The following is a 15,874-nucleotide window of genomic DNA, read 5'->3' as shown; positions in this document are numbered from 1 at the left end:
TTTTGCTGACAAATTTATCCTACAACTTCGTCGATGTACTCTGCTTGTTCCACGATAAGATCGATGATTTTCGAGCGATAATCTTGAGGATATTTGTATTTTGCAAGAAGCCTTTTAATCGTCCTTCTCATATTTGCCCTGCCCGATTCTCTCATCATCCAATCGGAAGTCATCTCGTTTGCAATAGTCCTTGTCAAATCCTGCGTAAACTTCACAAGCTCCTCGTTAGTGTAAAAGTCCGTAATATTTTCAGGCTTACTAATCGCATGATAAAACGCTAACTCTTCCTTGCTAAGGCCAAGCTTCTTGTTCTCCTCGTCCATCTTCACCATATCTTGCGCTAACTTTATCAACTCTTCACGAATATAATCCATATCGTACTTTGACTTCTCATCTTCAACAACTCCCACAAAATGATCCAAACTCTTCGCATTATCCACCATATTGTTTCGATATCTTTTCATAATATTTTGAAGTCTTTCGGAGAAATCATGTCCCTTGACAATATCTCCCCTTGAGAAAATAGCAATCTCATCCTTTAATAGTTTATTCAAAAGTTCAATACTGATGTTTCTTTGTTCCATCTTTTTGATTTTTTCCATAAACAAAGGATCAAACAAACTAAAGCCATTCTCAAAATCTTGGAACAAATTGATAACGCCGTCGCTGTGAATAGATTTTTCCAGAAGTTTTGAAATCTCCATGTCGATTATATTTTTTGGAATCCTACCACCAGTTGTAATTCTATTCAAACTCGTTCGTATAGCTTCGATAAACGCAGCCTCTCTTTGTTCGTGTTCTGAAGTAATTGAAGAACACAAAGTGTGTGATTGTTTTAATTCGTAGGATAGCTTCTTGAATTTATTTTGGTTATCTTCTGAAAATCCCAAAACGTAATTCAAGCCATTCATTATAAGTTCTGCAATTTTTTCGTCATTGACATTTTCATCGAAGATTTCCTCATAATCAAACCTTTTGAGATAAACTTCCCTAATTTTTTCTAATTTAGCTACAAACAAAGGATAAGCAGATTTTCTGATATCGGCATTGTCGATAATTTGTTGGTCTGATTTTGTGTAATCAATCATAGCCTTCTTCAACGCATTTGCAATCCCGATATAATCTACAACCAGACCGCCCTCCTTGTCCTTGAACACACGGTTAACTCTCGCGATAGCCTGCATCAAATTGTGACCTTGCATTGGCTTAAACACATACAACGTCGCCAAACTAGGAACATCAAATCCCGTCAACCACATATCCACGACAATCGCAATCTTGAACGGATCATCGTCGTTTTTGAATTTGCTCGCCAACTCTTCCATATCGGATTTGTTGCCGATAATCTTTTTCCAATCCTCTGGATCGTTGTTGTTTGAAGTTGCCACCACATTAACCTTCTCATTCCAATTAGGACGAACCTCCATAATTTTCTTGTAAATCTTCACCGCAATTTCTCTGTTGTAAGCGACAATCATAGCCTTTCCTGTCAGAAGATCTTTTCTAGTAGTTTCGTAGTGATGAATAATATCGTGAACAAGAGTATCGATACATTCATCAGAGCCGATAACCTGCTCCAACCTACTCAAATCACGCTTACTTCGTTCGATATCATACTCATTCGCATTTTCTGCAAGCTCGTCGTATTTGTCATCAATCCTCTTCAAAATATCAGAATTCAAACCTAGATTAATCACCCTGTTTTCATAATACACAGGTTTAGTTGCACCATCCTCAACAGCTTGGCTCATATCGTAAATATCAATATATTCACCAAAAATTTCCTGCGTATCCTTGTCATTCTTGCTAATAGGAGTTCCAGTAAAACCAATATAAGTAGCATTCGGAAGAGATTTTCTCACAAGCCTTGCCATCCCCGACTGAACCTTCCCGTCCTTCGATATTTTTTCACGAAGACCGTACTGTGACCTGTGAGCCTCATCTGCAATCACAATAACATCGTCACGATCAGTCAACGACTCATCAGACTCTGCGAATTTTTGCATCGTTGAGAAGAAAATCCCGTTCGACTTTCTGTCATTAAGCAAATCGTGCAAATTCTTCCTCGAAGTTGCTTGAACAGGAGTTTGCCTCAAAAACCTCGTCGCTCTTGCAAACTGTTCAAAAAGTTGTGTATCCAAATCATTCCTGTCCGTCAACACCACAAAAGTCGGATTAGAACACCACTGATCCATATTCATCAAATAATGCACATAGAAAACCATCGACTTTGATTTACCTGAACCTTGCGTGTGCCAAAAAACACCACCCCTGCCATCGCCGATAGCCATCGCTTGTGTAGTAGAATGCGCGGCCTTTTCCACAGCAAAATATTGGTGATATTGCGCAAGGATTTTATTTGTAGAATCATTTTGATGCTCGAAAAAAATGAAATTTCTTATAATATCCAACAACCTATGTTGCTCCAACACGCCTTCCACAAGCGTCTTGTAATCTGCATACTTCGTCGACTCATACGAACCATCCGTCGATTTCCATTCCTTGTACCACGATTCTCCCGCAGTAATAGTTCCCACCTTCGTAGTCGTAAAATCAGAAATAATATTGAAAACATTGTACACGAAAAGCTCTTCGATATCGTGCTGATAGTTTTTGATCTGCCTGTAAGCGCTCGATACATCAGAATTTAACGAAGTCATCGATTTAAGTTCTACAACAATCAACGGAAGACCATTCACATACACCAACACATCCGGCCTTTTCGTATCCTTGCCAACAATCGTAAGCTGATTAGTCACCACAAAAGTATTATTCATAAAATGATCGTAATCAATCAAATGCACCCTGTCTGTCACTGGCATGTTATTTTCAAGGTGAACAATTTCGATACCGTTTTGCAAATATTCGAAGAAAATCTCGTTTCGATCCACAAGAAGGCCCGCGTCGATATTCTTAATCACATGAATAGCCTCATCAATTGCAGCATCTTCCAGCTCAAAGTTAATTCTTCTAAGAGACTCCCTCAACATTTCAGATGCAATCGGACTTTTCATACTGTCCCTTACAATATCTTGGTGAGCCACGTATTCATATCCCAAATCCTCGATAGCCTTGATGAAAATCTTCTCAAAACCATCTTCCAAATAAACATCACTCATTTTTGACCTCCTCTCCCTCGATTTTAATATTACTAACATCAATCTCGCCTGCCATCAACTTCGGTAGCAAAGCATCACGTAATTCCGCAAGCTTGGTGTTTTCGAAATAATTTTTTTCAACTTTTGACATTAGTAGAGACACAATTTTTACGTATTCCGTCATTATTCTGCTCTGAGGAATAATTATTTTGGATGTTCTTATATCATTTAAATTAATATGTTGTTGTGCTGCTCCCGTTTGATTTGAAATTATTTTGTTTATATTGTTCTTTATAAACAAATATATATACTCATAAGGGATTTTTTCATTTGGTTCAATACCTATAATAGATTGATTAGTACAGCAATCTATTTCTAACAAACTGACTTGTCCTAGTGTAGCACCTGTGATAGCCACTAATGTTGTTTTTCTCTTCAATAACTTTGTTGCTGAATTTTTTAATCCATCTTCTGTTATATATTCTGATGGTTCAATTATTCTATCTTTGTTAACTTCTCCAGAATTTATCCATGGTATATCGCCATTCCAAAATTCTCTTTTTTTTCTGCTTGGAGTTCCTCCTAATTTACAATCTGCCACTTCCCCCAACTCTTTAACTTCCCAGCCTTTTGGAATCATGCCCAACTCACTCTCAACAAAATTTCCATCTTGAAATGGTTCAAAATCCACAAACCACGATTTGAATATCGCTTGCGCTTGGCTCTCTAAGTTGGAAATAATTTTATTGTTTATTTCGATTTTTGAGTCAAGATTCGATAAAATTTGTTCAATTTTATCTTGATTATTTCTGTTTGGTAACAAAATTTCTAGATTTTTAATGTCTGAAGGCTTAATTGCTGGATATGTCGAAACTGAGTCTTCAGCAATTTTTTGTAAATATGCTGTAATATCTTTCTTTGTTAGAAAATAATAAATATATTTTGGATTTATGTTTTCTTTATAAATATCAATCACCGTAAATCCTGTTGACACTAATAAGTTATCAAATTTATTCTCTAAAATCCCATAATGTTCTTGGTTTGGTCTAACGGTAGAATATAATATACTATTTATTTGTGGAATTCTTTTTGCTCTAGATGGTAATTTTTCTTTTCTTAAATTAAAAGTAGTTAGATTTTCAACTTTATTTTTATTTAAATTTCCAGTATCTAAATATTTCACAGTTTTCCAGTTATAATTACTTTTGTATGATTTTTGATTAAATTTTGCAATCTCTCCTAAAGTAACTTTTTTAAATTCCATAGCCAATAGCTCCAAGTTGTTCTTTGATCTTTTTCTCCAAATTGTTGGATTCATCAAACAAATCTTTTAACTCTTCTGTTAATCGTTGCATTTTGTCTTCGAATGCTTCTCCGTCATCATCCATTTCTTCGAGTCCAACGTATCTTCCAGGTGTGAGTACGTATAGGTTTGTTTCTATTTCATCCATGTCTGCTGCGTGGGCGTATCCCAATTCTTCGACGTCTTTTCCATTGACGAAATTTTTGTATGTTGTGGTGATTTTCATGATGTCTTCTTCTGACAAATCACGGTGCGCTCTGTCTATCATGTGACCTAAGTTACGGCAATCCAAGAATAGTGTTTTGTTTTTTTGCTGTTTGTTTTTGTTTAATATCCACAACGACACTGATATTCCTGTGGAATAAAATAATCTGTCGGGCATTGCTATGATGCATTCCACTAGGTCATCTTTTATTATATTTTCTCGGATTTCTCCTTCTTTTCCGGATGCAGACAATGATCCGTTGGCAAGTACGAGTCCCATTTTGCCAGTGTTATCATCCAAATGGTATATCATATGTTGCATCCATGCGTAGTTTGCATTCCCTTGTGGTGGTGTTCCATATTTCCATCTGGAATCTTCTGATAGTTTGTCGCCGCCCCATTGCTTTAGGTTGAATGGTGGATTTGCCAATATGAAATCTGCTTTTAATGATGAGTGTTGGTCTTTGAAGAATGTATCTGCAGCACCGTGTCCCAAATCCCCTTCCAATCCGTGAATTGCGAGGTTCATTTGTGCAAGCTTCCACGTGTTGGTGTTGTATTCTTGTCCGTAAATTGATATTTCGTTGATTCTTCCTTGGTGATTTTCTACGAATTTGGCAGATTGTACGAACATTCCCCCTGCGCCCTCTCATGTCAAGCTTATGACAAAAAAGGAGTTATTGTTATGTAATGTAAAAGAGAGTGATTGCTCACTCCCTTTGCTACTTCCATATTATGTTCAACACTTCATTTCCTTCACAGAATACTGAATCTATATATTTTTCCATCAATTCCCTGGTAAGTTTAGTGTTGTCTATTACTTCTTTTTCTTCTTTTGCTTTTTGTATTTTTTCTTTTATTGCTTGTATCTCTTCATCTATCGAATTTTTAAGATCAATGAATTTTTGTCTATTCATCTTGCCTAATTTATACTTCTCAAAACTTTGCATTTTTTTAGCTTCAAGATCTTCGATAGATTTTTCCATAGGTTTAACTTTTACTTTTTCATCCTTGATTGGATCTTCTAGACCATATTTTTCTTTTATTGCTTCAAATACTTGCTCTTCAATGCTTCCTGCTCTTGAGTTCTTATGTTTTACATTATTACACTTGCATATCCTACAAGTAAAATATGTGTGGACTCTTATAGTTCCATCTTGTCTTTTTCTTTTTGATTGAGTACATCCTAGAATGTGATTGCAAGTTGGACATTTTGCAAAACCTTGTAGTGGAGATTTTTTTCTCCATTCATAATCGGTATTTTTACCTTTCATAAATAGATTCTTCTCTTTAATCTTCTGAACTTTTTCAAAGTCTTCTTTAGATATAATAGCTTCATGATTATTCTCAACTCTTCCCCATTCTTCTTTTGGTTTGAATTTAAAAGAAGATGGATTTAACACTGACTTATCTTGCATATTGAAAGTGTAAGTTCCAGTATAATTTTCATTTGCTAATACATCTATTACATTGCCATTAGTCCAAGTTGGTCTAGGTTTTTTCGCAGTTCTAATTATTGAATATTCAAAGTCAAGATTGGTTAATTCACTCTTTCTTTTTGATGGTGTTGGAATTTTTTCCTCATTTAATATCTTAGCTATATTTCTTGAAGATATACCATCAAGTGCAAGTTTGAAAATCTTCTTTACTATCCAAGCTGTTTCTTCATCTACTATGATTTTATGTCTATCATTAGGATCTTTCATATAACCCAATGGTGGACTCCAAGCTAAAAACTTTCCTTGTTTTTTAAGTGTGGTCATAGAAGACTTTACCTTTTCGGAAATATCTTTTGTGTAGAAGTCATATAATAGTCCCTTGAATTGAATATCTAAATCTGTTCCATTTCCTTTTTCTTTGTCACTATCATAGCCATCATTTATGGCGATAAATCTTACTCCTAGGAATGGAAATACATTTTCAAGATAATCTCCAAGTGTTATATAATCTCTCATAAATCTGGACAAGTCTTTTACAATTATAGTCTGTATATTGTTTTTCTTTACATCTTCGAGCATTCTTTGAAAGGCTGGTCTATTTTCATTTGTTCCAGAATATCCATCATCAACATATTCTTCTCTTGTGAAGTTTTTAAATTCTTCATTCTTATCGAGATAATCATTTAGATAAGCTCTTTGATTTATGATACTTTCACTCTCATCAGTCTTTATCATATCTTCAACGGATAATCTAATATAAAGAGCAACCTTACTCATCGTCTGTTCCTCCTACTAAATTATCTATATTGAATTTAAAGACTATTTCAAATTCGTGTTTATCATAAACTATTATTTTTTCAATTAAGCTATGGATTAAATCACCAGGTAGCTTTTCCAAATTCTTTGAAGCATATAAATCATTTATCCATTTTGTTGATTGTAATCTTTCTTTTTTAAGTTTTGATATATTAACTTCAATTGCTGAAATCTCGTTATCAAATGTAGCCATATGACTTTGAGCAATCTCTCTTTTTAATAGATACTCGTCTCTATCAATCTTACCTAAACTGTATTCCTCATAGGCTCTTTGAATGATATTTTCTTCATTTAGATTTTTTCTTTTAAGATTTTCAATGTCTTTCTTAAAAGTATCTATTGCGTTATTAAATCTAGCTTTAATTCGATTAACAAATTTTGTCTTGCTAGTTGTCTTCATAATAAACTCAGAAATCTTATCATTAATAGCCTGATCCAAATCTCTTTCCATAATGAATACTGATTTTTCGGGTTTTATACTTCCACTAAATCTCTCATTCTGAAATGAATAGTAAAGTCTATCTTTATTTTTACCATAGATACGAGTTCTTCTATTAAGTTCTTTGCCAGTATTATTATTGATTACAAGACCTTTAAATCTGTTCTCATAGTCCCTATTTTCAAAATTGTGCATTGGCGAACTGAAAACATAATTTTTCTTTCTTTCTTGTCTTTCTCGTAAGATTCTTTCGTGAACTTCCTTAGAAATGATTGCTTCATGTGCATTCTCACAAATTATATACTGACTTTCATCTACAAAATGTTGTTTAATTCCTTTTGCAAGATTTTGTTGCTTAACTCCTTGTACTAAAGTCCCCGTATAAGCTGGGTTTGTAAGCATTTTAGAAATTGTCCCTTTATTCCATTCAGGATCATCATTTTCTCTGTAAACTCTCCCAGTTTTATAGTAAATCATTCCAGGAGCATATCCTTTTTCATTAAAATGCTTTGCGACTTCATATTGGCTTTTGCCTTGAAGAGTTAAATCAAACATCTCTTCCACAATAAATCTAACATTTTCATCAATTACAAGTTTTTGACCTTCTTTAGTTTTTTTAATCTTGTAGCCATAAGGTGGAACAGAACCAATAAAGTATCCGTTTCTTGCTCTATTGTGTTTTGAGGTCTTTATCTTAACTGAAATATCCTTAGCATACATATCGTTGATAATATTTTTAAGAGTAACCTCAAAAGATTTCTTTGAATCTGTTTCTTTGACTGTGTCTAATTTATCATTAACTGAAATAAATCTAACACCTAAAAATGGAAAAACTTTATCAATCAATCTTCCCATTTCGAGATATTCTCTTCCAAGTCTCGATAAATCTCTGATAATAATACAATTGATTCTTCTATCTCTAATATCTTGCATCATATTCTGAAATGATGGTCTTTCAAAGTTTGTCCCACTATATTCATAGTCAGTGTAAACTTCTAAAACATCTATACTTTCTTTTAATGCATATTCTTTACAAGACAGGATTTGAGTTTCTATTGAGTATGATTTTTCTCTCCACTCTTCTGTTCTTTCGTTGGATAGTCTTGTATAAATTCCGGCCTTAAAAACTTTCCTTTCTGTCTTTTCGCTTTTCTTTTCAATATATCTTTTGGAAGTTCTTGCCATTATAAAACACCTCCAGCTAATTGAATTGGAGTCTTATTTTCAAGAGTATTTCCAAATACCTTATTTATTGAAATCAAATTCTTCTTTACTTCTGACTTGCTTTCACTTTCTTCTTTTATAAGGGTCTTCAGTAAGTTAACTGTTTCCAAATTATTAAAGACAAAATTAATCTCATTATTTTCTCCGATTTCAATTCTATCTATAAAAGATACAATTGTTAGTCTATTTAGACTGCTTAAATCTGTGGGAACAATTTCGGAAACCAAACTGTCCTTGTTTTTCATCTTTTCTTGCAAGTTGGCAAGTATATTTTTCTTTGTAGCAATTTGTTTCTCTATCTCCCTGATCTTAATAAGATAATTTTTTCTGAACCTTTCAAACTCTTCAGAAGTTATAAGTTCGTCTTCTAAGTCCATATATAAAGATTGTCTAAGTCTTTCATACTTTCTTTTTTCTGAGTTTAAGCTTTCAAAGTCAATATTAAATGTAACTTTTGATACATCTAACTTATTAACTTGACTTAGTAATTCATTGTATTTTTTTAAATAATCTTTAAGTGCAAAAAGAGTCATATCAAGTAGATAGTCTTCTTTTATACTATGTCTTGTGCAATCTCCTTTGTTATTATAGTGAGAACAAATATAAAAAATATTATATCCATTCTTGGACTTAACCTTTCTTCTAACCATTGAAGATCCACAATCTTTGCAATAAAGCATTCCTGATAAAATATGTGGTATATCTGCCGATTGTTTTACATCTCTAAGCATCATCTTATTAGCCAAAGCATAAATGCTTTTTGAAATAATAGGCTTATGAGAGTCGTTTATTACAATCCAATCTTCTTCATTTACTTCTACTTCTCTCTTAGACTTGTAATTTAGTTTTCTAGTTTTTCCTTGTTCAAGCACTCCTATATAAACCTTGTTTGTAATAATCCTATTGACAATTTTTGCGTCCCATTTAGAGTCTTTAACAATAAAACCAGTAGTATGATTATCGCCAGAATTTTCTTTATGCTTAGATGGTGTTACACAACCAATGCTATTTAAAAAATCTGCAATAGCTTTAGACGAATAACCATCTATCTTCATATTAAAGATTCTTTCAATTATATGTGAAACTTCTATATCAACGACTAACTTATGTTTGTTTTTGATATCCTTCTTATAACCAAAAGGAGCAAATGCACCAATAAATTCACCATTCTTTCTTTTAATTTCTTTTGAAGATTTAACCTTCATTGAAATATCCCTACAATAAGAATCATTAATAAAGTTTCTTATAGGAAGAATTAGGTGTGTATCGCTTACATCTGCATTTTCACTGTCATAGTTATCGTTTACGGATATAAATCTTATACCTTTTTCTGGGAATATCTTTTGCAGATATTTTCCTGATTCGATATAATCTCTCCCGAAACGGGATAAGTCCTTCACAATAATTGTTTTGAACTTCTTCTCTTCAAGATCTTGAATCATCTTCTTAAATTTTGGTCTGTCAAAATTAGATCCTGAAAAGCCATCATCTACATATTCAGCAACAACTTTAAAATCATTGTCCTTTGCATATGATTTGATAATCTGTCTTTGATTTGAAATAGAATTACTTTCTGTGCTATCTCCATCCTCTCTCGATAAACGAAGATACATACAAGCAAATTTTTCCATCACAAAACCTCCTTAATTTGTATTTGGGCAAATAGTCATTAAGGAGTTCTTCTACCACTTATATTTTACCGCACCCAAGTTTTTAAGTCAGCACCCCAGCTTATAGTCTTATACAAGCTCTACATAAATAAAGCTCAACAATATCTAGTAAGTCGAGGGACTCTTTATCACTTTGAGTGTAAGTAATTTTTTTAGAATAATCTTCTTTTGATATTTGCTCTTTAGGTTTATATTTTTTCTTTTCTTTTGTATTCATAGGTTTTACCTCACAATATAAAATAAAAGTTTTTTGACATTGACAAGTGCCTCGGATTAGCAACATAGGAATCTCACCTCCGCCTCTGTTCAGGATGAGCCGGCTTCAACCTTAGAAGTATCATTATCCTCATTTTCTTCATAGCGAATAGGGTATCCCTCCCTATATTCAAACTCTTACTTATCGCTCCCTTTCTTCCCTTGCTTTTAGCTTAGCAGTACTTATTTTGCCGAATTATTCAGCAGAAAGATCTTGGCGGATAGGTTATCACGCTCCAAAAATGATTAACGTCTTGTCTTGGTCTATTCAATTGTTAAGGTTCAAAATTTATCGAGAGCTATTAATCTTTTTAAAATTTGACCATCAGAAAATACTTATCTTGATGAAACAAAATTGTTTAAAATTACCCTCTTATACTTAACAGTGAAAAGAAGTCTTTCTTGCTAACCAATTTTCAAAAATAAATTTGGTAAAATAAAAAGGTCCAATTCCCACTGCATGAGTAACAGTGAAAATTAGACCCTCTTGGTAACTATCATCTAAAAGTCTTCTAGCATTTCTTTTAGTTTTTCTAAAACTTTATTACGCCTTTTAATAACGGCTGGATTAGAAATATTCAGTTTAGCGGCTACTTCTCTAATTGTTTCTTCTTTATAAAAAAGACTTTCTATCAAATCCCTTTCAACAGGATTGAGTTTAGAAATAGCTCTTCTTACTTCTTCAATCATTTCCTTTGTTTCGATAATTTTTTCAACATCAAATTCCAGATCTTCTAAATTTTCTTCAAAATTACCATCATGATCATAAGAACAAAAAAAGAAACAGTTATTTAACCTGTCTCTTCTCGTTTGATATTTCTCTTTATTCAATTCACTATGATAAGCAAGATATACCTCTTTGCTAACAACTACTTTCTTCCCTTCTACAAATAAATAATATTCTTTGTCCATTAATTTTTCCTCCTTGTTGACATGAATTTCTTTTGTTTGAAAATAAAATTCACACAAGGAGGGCTTCTAATTCTATGCATATAAACTCCTGGGCATAAAAAAAGACCGAAAGAAAATAAATTCTTTCAGTCAATAAATGCCAATATTAAATTTAGGTGCAAATCACCCATCATGGATATTATATATGCACTTAAGTACACATAAAATTCGTATATGGTACTTTTTTCATTCGGAAATAGTACGCAATAAGTTCGTCATAAATTAATTTCTTAGATGTTCATTATTTCTTCAATGCTACGACCGTCTTCAAGTTGGCTAATAGCAGTTGGTAGAGTATATCCCCAAATTATTACACCTACCAATGCAATTGCTTCCTTCTTTCTTTGATAATAAACAGTTCTCTCTAAAGACACACTTCTCATACAAGCTTCATCAGTAATCTTTTTTTCAGCAATGTAGTAGTTATAAATAATCTTATGATAGATTTCTCCATACTCTGGATAAACTTTTAACCTAACACAGGCATCATAAATTATTAAAAGCATAAGCTTACTATCCATTACATTGGAAACTCTATTATTAAACTTTTCTTCAACTTTTTCTGGAGCAAATGTAGAAAGATACAAGTAAGCAGATTCTGAAGTTGATCCATAGTTTTCTTTACTCTCAAACATCATAAAATTTGCCCTGCTATCTACTGCCCAGGTAACTTGTCTATATAAACTTAAAATAAGTTTTGCAGCTGAACTAATCTCTTTAAATTTCAAGTTACTATCTGCATACATGTTCATTATATTCTTTAAAGTTTTACTTATTCTCAATCTAATCACCCCAATACAACTTATTTACAAACTTGAATGTTTGTGCTATAATATGAATATAAGTTCAGTTTGTATTATATCTCAAATTGAAAAATAATTCAAGCACTATTGTTCGTATTAAAAGTTATAAATGCACATTAGTACAGGAGGTTAAAGTTATGGCTTTTGCGGATAGATTAAAGGAATTTCGTGAAAAAGAAAAGTTAAGTCAAGCAGATTTTGCAAAGATGATAGGAATAAGTACAAGAACTCTTGTACATTATGAAGACGGAGAAAGATACCCAAGAGATGTCGAGGTTTACAAAAAAATTGCTGAAGTTATGGACTGTGATTACAATTATCTTTTAGAAGAAAGTGACGAGTTTTTAAATAGAGTTTATAACATGGGTGGCAAAAAAGAATTAGAAAAAGCTAGAGCATTAACAGAAGGTCTAAGTTCTTTATTTGCAGGTGGAGAAATATCTGATGAAGATAAAGATGCTGCTTTTGAAGCTATTACTCGTGCTTATTGGGAGGCTAAAAGAGAAAATAAGAAATATGGTCGTAAGAAAAAAGATTAGGTGATTATATGAGCATGAATCGCTATATATATGATAAGGTTAATCGACTTATAAAAAAATATAAGACACGAGATCCTATCGAATTAATAGAAGCTTTGAATATTAATCTGGTATATCTACCTGAAACAAAAATACTTTTAGGAATGTACCATTATATTCAAAGGAACAGATTTATTTTTATCAGTAGCAACACAAATTTTAATAGAAAGACAATATTAGCACACGAATTAGGTCACGATCAACTTCACAGAGATTATTGTATGAGTGGCGGAGCTTTTCATGACCAAACTGTATTAAACCCTACAAATAAATTTGAAACTGAAGCTAATATTTTTGCAGCTCATTTATTAATAAGTGATGAAGATGTCCTAGATAATATCAATGATCAAGTTTGTGATTATGAAATTGCTGGAAAGTTAGGTGTAGATATAAATTTACTAAATCTAAAAATTTCTGAGTTAGCAAAAATGGGCAAGTTTAATAAACCAGTTAATGTTAATATACCTCAGGGAGATTTTCTCAAAAACTATCGCCCTGAACATGATGATTATTATTAGGAGACTCTATGGGAATTTTTATTGCAGGATATTTTTTATTAATCCTTTCTGGAATAGTTTTCTACTATCTCATCACTACCTACTCTGTAAAAATCTCAGCATTTTTGATTGATTTTATAGTTGTAGGTTTAGGATTTTATATATCCATAAAAGATAAACTAGATAACAAATTAGCTATTCCCCTTTCAATTACAGTAGTAATAATTTATGGAATATTGCTAGTTTTAATAAATCAAAAGCTACCAAAAGTTAGCAAAATTTTAAACTATATAATTGCTTTTATAGGATCATCAGTCGCCCTATGGTTGGCACTTGATTTCATTACAAGCACACTAACCGCTTTTAAAATAATAGGTCAAACTTATCATCAATTACCAATAACAAAAAATATGATGATAAATTCCTTTATACATTATGTAATTGTATTCTTAATTAGTATTCCAGTGTTTAAAGGTAGAATGAAATTTATATTTGGAGGAAATTATGAGTAAAGAAATGGATAAAAATAAAGATGAAAATCATGATAAAAAAGAACTTCAAATCAGATCTTCCGCTGCTGAATACTTGACTTTTATTGCAGCTAATGGTGATGATGGGGAAGCTATCGAAATTAGATATGAAGATGAAAATATTTGGCTTACTCAAAAGATGATGGCAGCTCTTTATGATGTTAGTGTAGCCACAATAAATGAACATCTTAAAAAAATCTATGCCGATAGTGAATTACAAGAAGAAGCAACTATTAGGAATTTCCTAATAGTTCAAAAAGAAGGTTCTAGAAATGTTTCAAGGGAAACAAAACACTACAACCTACAAGCAATTATTGCAGTAGGCTTTAAAGTAAATAACGAACGTGCAGTCCAATTTAGAAAGTGGGCAAACCAAATTGTAAAAGATTTTACAATTAAAGGTTGGGCAATGGATGATGAAAGGCTCAAGAATTCTGGTACAAAACTTACCAAGGATTATTTCGAAAAATTACTTGTAAAAATTCGTGAGATTAGATTATCTGAGAGAAGATTCTATCAAAAAATCACAGATATTTATGCCACATCTTTAGACTATGATCCATCTGCAAAAGCAACAAAAAGATTTTTTGCCGCTATTCAAAATAAATTGCACTATGCAATTCATGGAAAAACTGCAGCTGAATTAATTGTAGATAGAGCCAATCACAAAACTAAAAATATGGGACTTACTACTTGGGAAGGATCACCAGATTCAAAAATTCATAAATATGATGTAGTCGTTGCAAAAAATTATCTAAACGAAGAAGAATTAAATCAAATGCAAAGAATTGTTTCATCATATTTGGACATGGCAGAACTGCAAGCAGAAAGACATATCCCTATGACTATGGAAGATTGGGAAAAAAGATTAAATGGATTTTTGCAATTATGGGATAAAGAAATTCTAAACGATTCAGGAAAAGTATCTGCAGCTCTTGCAAAAAAGCACGCAGAAAGTGAGTTTGAAAAATATAGAATTATACAAGATAGACTCTACAAAAGTGATTTTGATAAATTCTTGGAATTAGAAGATGATACTAAAAAATTAGAAGAATAACTTAATATACGATTAACGGGGTCTGTAAATAATTTTGTGTATCAACCTAAATCCTGATAAAAGGGTAAGGGTTGATACATTTTTTATGCTTCAATCATCATTTGTGTTGCGACAACTTTTTCTACATCAACATTTTCATCTTCTAGATTATCTTTAAAATTCCCATCTTGATTTAGTGACGAAAAAAAAGAGCAAGTGATTTTTCTTGTCCACCTGCTCTAAATGTTTTTCCTGTTCAAAGACTTTAAATATTTCTTTCTATTAATTATTTAACTTCCATGATTCTGCCTTAGCTTTTGCATTTATAAGGTCAGAATAAAGTCCATTATTTTTAATCAGTTCTTCATGATTTCCACGTTCTACTATTTCTCCATCTTTTAAGACTAAAATCTGGTCAGCATTTCTAATTGTCTTTAGTCTGTGGGCAATCATAATTACCGTCTTATTTTTTGTTAATGATTCTATTGCTTCTTTAAGTTTATCTTCATTTTCTGGATCTATATTTGCAGTTGCCTCATCAAAGATAATTATGTCTGCATCTTTTAGCATAGCTCTTGCAATGGAAATTCTTTGTTTTTCTCCACCAGATAGACTTGCTCCACCTTCTCCGATGATAGTGTCATAGCCTTCTGGTAAAGCTTCTATAAATTCATGACATCTTGCTTTTTTTGCAGCTTCTACAACTTCTTCATGGCTTGCATTTTGTTTTCCAAATTTTATATTGTTCTCAATCGTATCTTCAAAGAGATATACATCTTGAAATACCATGGAAATAGAATTCATTAAGTTTTCTATCTTATAGTCCTTTATATTTTTTCCACCAATTAAAATCTCGCCAGAATTTACATCCCAAAATCTTGCTATGAGATTACAAAATGTAGTCTTACCAGATCCAGATGGACCAACTATGGCAGTCATGGTATTTTCTTTTATCTCTGCTGATACATTTTTTAAAATTGGTCTATCATCATAGGAGAAGCTGACATTTTTAAAGACTATATCATGATTTT

At 32.3% G+C, this 15,874-nt stretch carries 14 protein-coding genes and 1 pseudogene; 4 read left to right on the top strand and 11 right to left on the bottom strand.

From position 1 onward, the window contains the following. Positions 1–14 precede the first annotated feature (14 nt). From ABDJ34_RS09825 to ABDJ34_RS09785, 9 genes are all read right to left on the bottom strand, one after another. On the bottom strand, positions 15–3,119 hold the full coding sequence (locus tag ABDJ34_RS09825) for a type I restriction endonuclease subunit R (protein WP_412702223.1): 3,105 nt from the start codon (positions 3,117–3,119) through the stop codon (positions 15–17). Continuing rightward, a complete protein-coding gene (locus ABDJ34_RS09820; RefSeq protein ID WP_412702222.1) occupies positions 3,112–4,362 on the bottom strand; it encodes a restriction endonuclease subunit S in 1,251 nt (416 codons plus the stop codon). The genes ABDJ34_RS09825 and ABDJ34_RS09820 overlap by 8 nt, the downstream gene beginning before the upstream one ends. After that, on the bottom strand, positions 4,352–5,239 hold the full coding sequence (locus ABDJ34_RS09815) for an N-6 DNA methylase (protein ID WP_412702221.1): 888 nt from the start codon (positions 5,237–5,239) through the stop codon (positions 4,352–4,354). The genes ABDJ34_RS09820 and ABDJ34_RS09815 overlap by 11 nt, the downstream gene beginning before the upstream one ends. Positions 5,240–5,327: 88 nt before the next feature. Continuing rightward, complete coding sequence (locus ABDJ34_RS09810) at positions 5,328–6,821, bottom strand: recombinase family protein (RefSeq protein ID WP_412702220.1); 1,494 nt, start codon at positions 6,819–6,821, stop codon at positions 5,328–5,330. Then, complete coding sequence (locus ABDJ34_RS09805; protein ID WP_412702219.1) at positions 6,814–8,484, bottom strand: recombinase family protein; 1,671 nt, start codon at positions 8,482–8,484, stop codon at positions 6,814–6,816. The genes ABDJ34_RS09810 and ABDJ34_RS09805 overlap by 8 nt, the downstream gene beginning before the upstream one ends. Continuing rightward, the gene (locus ABDJ34_RS09800; protein WP_412702218.1) at positions 8,484–10,154 is read right to left on the bottom strand and encodes a recombinase family protein; all 1,671 of its coding nucleotides are present in this window, start codon (positions 10,152–10,154) and stop codon (positions 8,484–8,486) included. Before ABDJ34_RS09800 ends, ABDJ34_RS09805 begins: the two co-directional genes overlap by 1 nt. Positions 10,155–10,254: 100 nt before the next feature. After that, the gene (locus ABDJ34_RS09795) at positions 10,255–10,476 is read right to left on the bottom strand and encodes a hypothetical protein (RefSeq protein WP_457922058.1); all 222 of its coding nucleotides are present in this window, start codon (positions 10,474–10,476) and stop codon (positions 10,255–10,257) included. 473 nt (positions 10,477–10,949) lie between these two features. Beyond that, entirely contained in the window at positions 10,950–11,360 is a 411-nt protein-coding gene (locus tag ABDJ34_RS09790) for an RNA polymerase sigma factor (protein ID WP_412702217.1), read from the bottom strand. 269 nt (positions 11,361–11,629) lie between these two features. After that, complete coding sequence (locus tag ABDJ34_RS09785; protein ID WP_412702243.1) at positions 11,630–12,151, bottom strand: hypothetical protein; 522 nt, start codon at positions 12,149–12,151, stop codon at positions 11,630–11,632. 188 nt (positions 12,152–12,339) lie between these two features. On the opposite strand from ABDJ34_RS09785, the gene ABDJ34_RS09780 reads away from it, so the two are divergent. The 4 genes from ABDJ34_RS09780 to ABDJ34_RS09765 are packed head-to-tail and all read left to right on the top strand — an operon-like array spanning position 12,340 to position 14,864. After that, a complete protein-coding gene (locus tag ABDJ34_RS09780) occupies positions 12,340–12,741 on the top strand; it encodes a helix-turn-helix domain-containing protein (protein ID WP_000852883.1) in 402 nt (133 codons plus the stop codon). A gap of 8 nt (positions 12,742–12,749) precedes the next feature. After that, positions 12,750–13,298 (top strand): ImmA/IrrE family metallo-endopeptidase, encoded by a 549-nt coding sequence (locus tag ABDJ34_RS09775; RefSeq protein WP_065974253.1) that lies wholly within the window; start codon positions 12,750–12,752, stop codon positions 13,296–13,298. Between the two features lie 8 nt (positions 13,299–13,306). Further along, positions 13,307–13,789, top strand: a complete 483-nt coding sequence (locus ABDJ34_RS09770; RefSeq protein WP_412702216.1) for a ligand-gated ion channel — start codon at positions 13,307–13,309, stop codon at positions 13,787–13,789. After that, positions 13,782–14,864, top strand: a complete 1,083-nt coding sequence (locus ABDJ34_RS09765) for a virulence RhuM family protein (protein WP_353966332.1) — start codon at positions 13,782–13,784, stop codon at positions 14,862–14,864. The genes ABDJ34_RS09770 and ABDJ34_RS09765 overlap by 8 nt, the downstream gene beginning before the upstream one ends. Positions 14,865–14,950: 86 nt before the next feature. On the opposite strand, the pseudogene ABDJ34_RS09760 reads toward ABDJ34_RS09765, so the two are convergent. Both ABDJ34_RS09760 and ABDJ34_RS09755 read right to left on the bottom strand, forming a co-directional pair. Beyond that, positions 14,951–15,116 (bottom strand): annotated as a pseudogene (locus tag ABDJ34_RS09760) (sigma-70 family RNA polymerase sigma factor); the annotation flags it as partial. A gap of 9 nt (positions 15,117–15,125) precedes the next feature. Further along, positions 15,126–15,874, bottom strand: a 749-nt coding sequence (locus tag ABDJ34_RS09755; protein WP_412702215.1) for an ABC transporter ATP-binding protein, incomplete at its 5' end; no start/stop codon positions are given.

It is taken from the genome of Finegoldia dalianensis (assembly GCF_046255015.1).
GTDB classification, from domain to species: Bacteria; Bacillota; Clostridia; order Tissierellales; family Peptoniphilaceae; genus Finegoldia; species Finegoldia magna.
Note: the sequence above shows the minus strand (reverse complement) of the source record. Positions and strands in the feature narration are given on the sequence as shown.

Bases quoted from the DNA above. Each gene is read 5' to 3' on its own strand.
- ABDJ34_RS09810 (WP_412702220.1), bottom strand. From the start codon at position 6,821: ATGAGTAAGGTTGCTCTTTATATTAGATTATCCGTTGAAGATATGATA.
- ABDJ34_RS09815 (WP_412702221.1), bottom strand. From the start codon at position 5,239: ATGTTCGTACAATCTGCCAAATTCGTAGAAAATCACCAAGGAAGAATC.
- ABDJ34_RS09795 (WP_457922058.1), bottom strand. From the start codon at position 10,476: ATGTTGCTAATCCGAGGCACTTGTCAATGTCAAAAAACTTTTATTTTA.
- ABDJ34_RS09775 (WP_065974253.1), top strand. From the start codon at position 12,750: ATGAGCATGAATCGCTATATATATGATAAGGTTAATCGACTTATAAAA.
- ABDJ34_RS09780 (WP_000852883.1), top strand. From the start codon at position 12,340: ATGGCTTTTGCGGATAGATTAAAGGAATTTCGTGAAAAAGAAAAGTTA.
- ABDJ34_RS09825 (WP_412702223.1), bottom strand. From the start codon at position 3,119: ATGAGTGATGTTTATTTGGAAGATGGTTTTGAGAAGATTTTCATCAAG.
- ABDJ34_RS09805 (WP_412702219.1), bottom strand. From the start codon at position 8,484: ATGGCAAGAACTTCCAAAAGATATATTGAAAAGAAAAGCGAAAAGACA.
- ABDJ34_RS09790 (WP_412702217.1), bottom strand. From the start codon at position 11,360: ATGGACAAAGAATATTATTTATTTGTAGAAGGGAAGAAAGTAGTTGTT.
- ABDJ34_RS09820 (WP_412702222.1), bottom strand. From the start codon at position 4,362: ATGGAATTTAAAAAAGTTACTTTAGGAGAGATTGCAAAATTTAATCAA.
- ABDJ34_RS09765 (WP_353966332.1), top strand. From the start codon at position 13,782: ATGAGTAAAGAAATGGATAAAAATAAAGATGAAAATCATGATAAAAAA.
- ABDJ34_RS09770 (WP_412702216.1), top strand. From the start codon at position 13,307: ATGGGAATTTTTATTGCAGGATATTTTTTATTAATCCTTTCTGGAATA.
- ABDJ34_RS09800 (WP_412702218.1), bottom strand. From the start codon at position 10,154: ATGGAAAAATTTGCTTGTATGTATCTTCGTTTATCGAGAGAGGATGGA.
- ABDJ34_RS09785 (WP_412702243.1), bottom strand. From the start codon at position 12,151: ATGAACATGTATGCAGATAGTAACTTGAAATTTAAAGAGATTAGTTCA.